The organism is Paraburkholderia franconis, assembly GCF_009362735.1.
Taxonomy (GTDB): Bacteria; Pseudomonadota; Gammaproteobacteria; order Burkholderiales; family Burkholderiaceae; genus Paraburkholderia; species Paraburkholderia franconis.
This window is the reverse complement of sequence record NZ_WHNP01000160.1, coordinates 1-6,127: the sequence shown is the minus strand read 5'-3', so window position 1 is coordinate 6,127 and position 6,127 is coordinate 1. Positions and strand designations below refer to the sequence as shown.

General features: G+C 61.9%; 6 protein-coding genes and 1 pseudogene. 5 read left to right on the top strand and 2 right to left on the bottom strand.

Annotated elements, in window-relative coordinates; genetic code table 11:
• The 3 genes from GCT13_RS46595 to GCT13_RS46585 form a co-directional block, all read left to right on the top strand.
• Window positions 1-268: hypothetical protein (locus tag GCT13_RS46595; RefSeq protein WP_227747089.1), on the top strand; the 268-nt coding region annotated here is incomplete at its 5' end.
• 91 nt (window positions 269-359) lie between these two features.
• Window positions 360-1,307 carry a LysR family transcriptional regulator gene (locus tag GCT13_RS46590; RefSeq protein WP_152768323.1) on the top strand — a complete coding sequence of 316 codons (948 nt, stop codon included), beginning with the start codon at window positions 360-362 and terminating at the stop codon, window positions 1,305-1,307.
• 141 nt (window positions 1,308-1,448) lie between these two features.
• Complete coding sequence (locus tag GCT13_RS46585) at window positions 1,449-2,756, top strand: MFS transporter (RefSeq protein WP_152768325.1); 1,308 nt, start codon at window positions 1,449-1,451, stop codon at window positions 2,754-2,756.
• A gap of 244 nt (window positions 2,757-3,000) precedes the next feature.
• On the opposite strand, the pseudogene GCT13_RS46580 reads toward GCT13_RS46585, so the two are convergent.
• A pseudogene (locus tag GCT13_RS46580) lies at window positions 3,001-4,438 on the bottom strand (Tn3 family transposase); the annotation flags it as partial.
• Window positions 4,439-5,114: 676 nt separating this feature from the next.
• Between GCT13_RS46580 and GCT13_RS51555 the strand changes: the two are divergent.
• Window positions 5,115-5,297 (top strand): hypothetical protein, encoded by a 183-nt coding sequence (locus GCT13_RS51555; protein WP_407670973.1) that lies wholly within the window; start codon window positions 5,115-5,117, stop codon window positions 5,295-5,297.
• Window positions 5,298-5,494: 197 nt separating this feature from the next.
• On the opposite strand, the gene GCT13_RS46575 is transcribed toward GCT13_RS51555, so the two are convergent.
• Window positions 5,495-5,725 (bottom strand): DUF2442 domain-containing protein, encoded by a 231-nt coding sequence (locus tag GCT13_RS46575; RefSeq protein ID WP_152768324.1) that lies wholly within the window; start codon window positions 5,723-5,725, stop codon window positions 5,495-5,497.
• 40 nt (window positions 5,726-5,765) lie between these two features.
• Here GCT13_RS46575 and GCT13_RS46570 point away from each other — a divergent pair.
• A partial coding sequence (locus GCT13_RS46570; protein WP_152768322.1) for an IS6 family transposase occupies window positions 5,766-6,127 on the top strand: 362 nt, incomplete at its 3' end.

The window sequence follows — 6,127 nt, the reverse complement described above, 5'->3', positions numbered from 1 at the left end:
GGCCGAACTTCAGCGTCAACTACGCACCTTGCTCGGCCATGACCAAATTGTTACGCAAGCCTACGGACGTCACCTGCTGATCAAACGTCTGGACGATGAGGAGCCCACTGTTGTGGCGCGCCTCACAGAGTTCGGCCGCAATCGTTATGGCGCTGCCTTCCGCAGCCATAGTGGTCGTTGGGAACCGCTGCCCGGAACCGGCTCGCTCGAGGAGATGGCCAATGTCGTCGTCACGCTCTTGCAGCCCTATTTACAGCCGGATAATTAATCAAGCAATTTACGGGATGTTGTACTAGGTAGACGGATTGAGTCGGTAAATTGAAAACTCTTGATGAATTGATAACCAGGGGTGATCAGAAATGGGCTCGATCGACAGGCGCGACTCGACTTCGCAATTGCTGAACCGGCTGCGGATGCGCCAGATTGCGTTGCTGCTTGCGGTCGACGAATGCTCGACGCTGCGTGCTGCTTCCGACCGGATCGGACTGACGCAGCCGGCGGCGACCAAGATGCTGGCTGAACTTGAGAGCGCGCTTGGCCAGCCGCTGTTTGACCGCGTGGGCCGTGGGCTCGTGCTCAATTCGGCCGGCGCACGGGTGCTCGGCTATTTCCGTGGCATTCGCGGCAGCGTCGAGGCACTGAACCGCGAACTTGCGGAGTTGCAGCTCGGCAGCGCCGGGCGGCTTGCAATTGGCAGCATCATGGCGGCATCGCCGGGGCGGCTCACCGAGGCGCTCGTGCAACTGAAGGAGCGCTACCCGCTTCTCGCGATCGATATCGCGGTCGACACAAGCGACCGGCTGATGCCGCAACTGCACGAGGGCGTACTCGAGGTCGTGATTGGGCGTGACGTGGGGACCGACTGCACCTTCCGCGCGGTCGACGACGAGGCGCTCGCGGTCGTCGCCGGCTGCAATCACCCGCTCGCGGGCGCCGGGCCCGTTACCTTCGCTGCACTGCTCGACTACACGTGGATACTGCAACCGTCCGGAAGCCCCGCGCGCGAAGTCGTCGAGCGCGAGTTCAGGATGCACCACCAGCCGATGCCGCGTGGACTGATTGAAACCGGCTCGATCCTGACAACGATGAACCTCGTCGACCGCTCGCCGATGCTCGGCGTGATCCCGCTGACGGTGGCGCTGCGCAACGCGGAACACGGGCTCGTCGCGATCATCGACTATGTGTTCGCGCAAAAGCTGCCGTCGTACGGCAGTGTCGTGCGGCGCGACCGGCCGCTCAGCATCCCGGCCCAACAGTTCCTCGCGCTATTTCATCAGGACGCCAGCGAATACGCGGGCGCCGCGTAATTCGATAACCGGCGGCTATGATCGGGTCAAATATTTTCATTGGACCGGCCTCACGGACTGGTCCAATACTCCGTCCCACCTGACCAACCGACGCGCGCGCCAGCGATGTGCGCCACCTCAGGAGGAGACGACATGCATTCGATGGAATCCCGCGCGACCATCGCGCCCGCTTCGATTGGCACCAGCCAGGAAGACCAACTGTTCCGCAAGATCGCGCTACGCATCCTGCCCGTTTTGATGCTCGGCTACCTCGCGGCGTCGATCGACCGCGTCAATGTCGGTTTCGCGAAGCTGCACATGGCTCAGGCGCTCGGACTGTCCGACGCGATGTACGGCTTCGGCGCCGGAATCTTTTTTCTCGGCTATTTCCTGTTCGAAGTCCCGAGCAATCTCATCCTGCACCGGGTCGGCGCGCGCCGCTGGCTCGCGCGGATCATGATCAGTTGGGGCCTCGTGTCGGGCCTGACGATGTTCGTCCGCACGCCCGCGGAGTTCTACGCCGTCCGCTTCCTGCTCGGGATTGCCGAGGCGGGCTTCATTCCGGGCGTGATCTATTACCTGACACAGTGGTTCCCGTCGCAACGACGCGGCCGAGTGATGGGCGTCTTCTATGTCGCGCTTGCGCTGGCGGGACTGATCGGCGGGCCGGTGTCGGGCTGGATCCTCGAGACGATGCGCGGTGTTGGCAACCTCGCCGCGTGGCAGTGGATGTTCGTAATCGAGGCGCTGCCTACGCTCGTGGTCGCCTGGCTGATCCTCGTGACGCTCGACGACCAAATCGCCGATGCCGATTGGCTGGATGCGACCGAGCGTGCTCTGCTAGGACGGCTTTTGAGCGAGGAGGCGCAGCAGAAGGCACATCTGTCGCTGCGCGATATGGGCGTGAAGCGTCATCTGATGGCAATGTGCCTGATCTTCTTTGCGGACATTTTTGCGATTTACGGCCTCGGCTTCTGGATGCCGACGCTGATCAAAAACATGGGCGTCGCAAGCGACCTGTCGATCGGGATGCTGTCGGCGCTGCCGAGCTTGTGCGCAATTCCGGCGATGCTGTGTTTCGGTCGCAGCGCGGATCAGCGCCGCGAGCGGCGCTGGCATCTGGCGACACTGTATCTGCTCGGCGCGCTCGGGCTATCGCTGACCGTCGTTGGGCAGCACAGTGTGACGCTCGGCATCGTGGGGCTCTGCATCGCTAACTTCGGCATTCTCGCCATCCCTGCGCTGTTCTGGGCGCTGCCGACTGCGGTGCTTGGCGGTGCGGCTGCTGCAACCGGAATAGCGCTCATCAACTGTCTCGCAAATCTGTCGGGATTTCTCGGACCGTATATCGTTGGCTTCGTCAAGCAGTGGAGCGGCGGCAGCGAGGCGTCGATCTGGCTGATGGCCTCGGTGCTGGTCGTCGGCGCGATGCTCGTGCTGTCGATTCCAGCGCGGTTAGTGAATCGGTAGTCATCACGTTGAGCTACGTGAATCGACTCATTGAGAGCTCTCATTAGGGCATTTATACGGAGGGGGCTCAAGGGCGTGAAACGCGAAATGCGATCGAGAAGCGGCGCATCGAAAGATGCGCACTGTTCAAGAGCGAAATCGGCTCTAGGCCGCGGCGGTTAAGCGGTGCCTGGACGTACCGACGTCAGTCGGTCAACGGACGGCTCGCCAACTGTCGAGATCAATGGCGCCCCCCTTTCCAAGCTCAAGTACAAACCACTGGGTTGTCCAAAAGCCGATCCGCGTAATCGGCGATCGGAAAGTCAAAGGTACCGCGCAGGTTGCTGCCCTCGAGGGAGATCGGTGCGATGCTGCGCAGATGATGCGGCTCGACAGGCTGGGCGCCGAGCTGCTCGATCATGTCGAGCGCCCGCTGCATGTGGAGCGTGTTCCACGCCATGACCGCGTTGGTCAACAGTGTCAGGGCGGACGAGACCGCGATCATCGAATGGCGTTGACGCGTGAGCTCGACGGGAATCTTGCCCTGGTGGATTGCGCGCTGCACGTTGTGGACCGCCTCGCCCCGATTGAGCGCGTGTTGCAGTTCGCCGCGAAACGCCGGCACGGCGAAGTAGTCGATGAGGAAGATCGACCTGAACAGCCGTCCAAGCTGTACGCCGCCCTCGTAGAGCGGCTGTCCGCGTGCCGCTGAAGCAAACCGGGTCAGCGCCTGAACGGCGGTGCAATGACCGCTCTGCACGGAGGCGGCAACCCGCACGAACTCGTCCCAGACTGCTTCGATCGCTTCCAGCTTCACGTCGCGGTCGACAACTGGAAGGAGTCCTGCCGGTATTGTATGTCCGACCGGCACGTGCAGGCGGCGATCCCGCAGATGGGCAAGCCGCGGACACAGGTCAAAGCCCAGCGCCCGGGCCAGGCCCATCGCAAAATCGGTAAACCCGTGCGTATCAACTGCAAGTAAGGTCACGTCGTCGGTACTGTTCTGCCGGATCACGCCTTCGATCGCGACGCCGGCCTGGCGCTCGTTCAGTACGATCGGCTGGTCGTAGAAGATGCCCCGGCGATCCCGCACATGCGTGTACACGCCGATCGAGGCGGTGCGGCGCCGCGGATCGGCGCGTGCCTGCCAGACGGTTCGCGTGGTTTCCAGCGACACCATGTCTGACGAAGCCAGATCGGCACGGCAGCTTCAGGTGACCGTAGTAGTGATTGCGCCTTGCCTGCCACTCGTCGTCTGGAATCAGCAACGTGGCCTGGCTGCGGAACTCGAAGCTGTGTGCGACGAAAACCGATCCATTGCGCAAGGCAACGCGTAGCGCAAAAAGCGTTGCCCATTCGAAGGCGAGCAGTGCCTGACACCGGTCTTCGCTTTCGATCGTACGTTGCCACGTCTTGCCGAGATGAATGGCCGTGTCTGCGGGCAGTTCGTTCGACCTCCCTGAGTTCAGTTCGCGAAACAACACCAGTGCGGCGATGACGGGATGCGCGGTTTGTGCCTCGAACGGCAGCGACAACAGTTTGGCGAGCATGGCGCGAGCCATGCGCCGCTTCGAAACCAGTTGCGCGCGCATCAGGGTCGTGCGGCTGGGTGTGTCCTGCTTCAGTGCCGCGTCGGCCAGCACACAAAGTCGCTCGACCATCTCCTCGCGCGACAACGTTCCATCCGTTGCGATTGCCTTGACTGCCGCCGCCAGATCGCGCATCTGGTCCTTGAGGTCCGGCCGTGTCGCAGCCACTCTGCTGTTCGCCTCGTTGATCGCCTTGCGAATCCAGCGGCCCAACATCGCAAGCAACTGGTCGGTTGTCGTGCAAAGCGCATACCGCATGAAGCAGGTGACTTCGAGCCGGCGGGTTTCCTGCTGGATGCGACGGCTGACCGACGGTTTGCGGTTTGCACAGCGCCGCGCGAAGTGGCGCACAGCCGCCTCGTTGCATACCGTAGGCCAGTCGCGGTGTACGCCGAGTTCAACGAGCCCGTCGGTCTTGCGAAACAGCTCGTTCATCTGGTGCGTTGAATTGCGCAGGGGCACCGACCACAACCACTGCTGGAGGCTGGCAAACGATCCATGCGGCTGCGTCAGCAATGAAGCCCATCGGTCCAGGGTATCTTCACCGAAGCTCTGCATCAGGCTGGCGACTAGCGCGGATTCAACATCGCGGGCAGCCTGTACAAGCAGCGGTTTGAGCGCGCGATCCTGCTGGATGAGAATGCGATGTTCATAAAGCCAGCGCTTAAGCTCGTGCATGAGGTCCACGCGGTTCGGGCACCCTGTCAGCCGCTCCTTCAGCCAGCGTACGATAGCGGCGCTGATGCTCGGCCATCGGCACAAAACCGAGTGTCCTGTAGGCAAGCACCTGATGATCGAACAGCGTGTGTTCGCGAGTTTCATAGAGCGTGCGAAGCGTGCCATTGGCGGCGAACCGAACGCACTCGCTATTCGCTCGGTCGTATTGGCGACGCCGTCTTTTGAAACCCACGCACTGCCGGGGCTGGTGATCCAGCAACGCATCAGGCTGGAAAAGCTGCTCAGCATCCTGTAGGGGCACGCAAAGCGGTAGAGATCGCCAGCGGAACTGGAGCATGCGGCCGGGGGCGAGCCCTCAAAAGAACGGTAGTCTCGCGCTGTCGGGAACCGGGTTGCGCCTTCGTGAAAGGTCGTCGGCAGCGAGGCGGAAGACGGACATTGCTCCGCGATTTTCCGGCGATGGTGACCATGCCGGGCTCGCCGTCAGCAACATCATTCGGGGGGCCAGTACGGGAAGGCTTGCTCTCGCGAATCACGCTGGCGCGCCGCATGTTCGGACTGGAATGAAAGCAGAGCCGGGACGTTGATGTCCTCGTCAATTTCCGGCCAGAGCAATTGATGACGGTCCATCGAAATGGCAAAGTGTTCGCGCTCCGCGGCCGTCGCTGCCTGGAGAACAGGGAACCAGCCGAGGGGAAATGAAACGGCCTGGCCGTTGGACAGGCTCTGTCACGTTGGCGAGGCGGTCACGTAAGATGGCGCGATGAAGAAGACAAAATCGCTTTATCACGGCCACCGGTTCCCGGCGACGGTCATCAGCCACGCGGTGCGGTGGTACTTCCGGTTCCAACTCAGCCTGCGTGATATTGAAGAACTGCTGTTCGAGCGCGGTGTCATCGTCAGTTACGAAACGATCGGCCGCTGGTGCGACAAATTCGGCGCGGACTTCGCGCATCGCGTCAAGGCTGCTCGCCGCAAACCTGGCAGCACATGGCATCTTGATGAAGTTTTCGTTACGTTGCGCGGTGAGCCTTACCTGCTCTGGCGGGCGGTCGACCAGCATGGTGCCGAACTCGACATCCTGCTGCAGAAACGTCGCGATAAGGCTGCAGCAAAGCGCTTCTT

Bases quoted from the DNA above. Each gene is read 5' to 3' on its own strand.
- GCT13_RS51555 (WP_407670973.1), top strand. From the start codon at position 5,115: ATGATCGAACAGCGTGTGTTCGCGAGTTTCATAGAGCGTGCGAAGCGT.
- GCT13_RS46585 (WP_152768325.1), top strand. From the start codon at position 1,449: ATGGAATCCCGCGCGACCATCGCGCCCGCTTCGATTGGCACCAGCCAG.
- GCT13_RS46590 (WP_152768323.1), top strand. From the start codon at position 360: ATGGGCTCGATCGACAGGCGCGACTCGACTTCGCAATTGCTGAACCGG.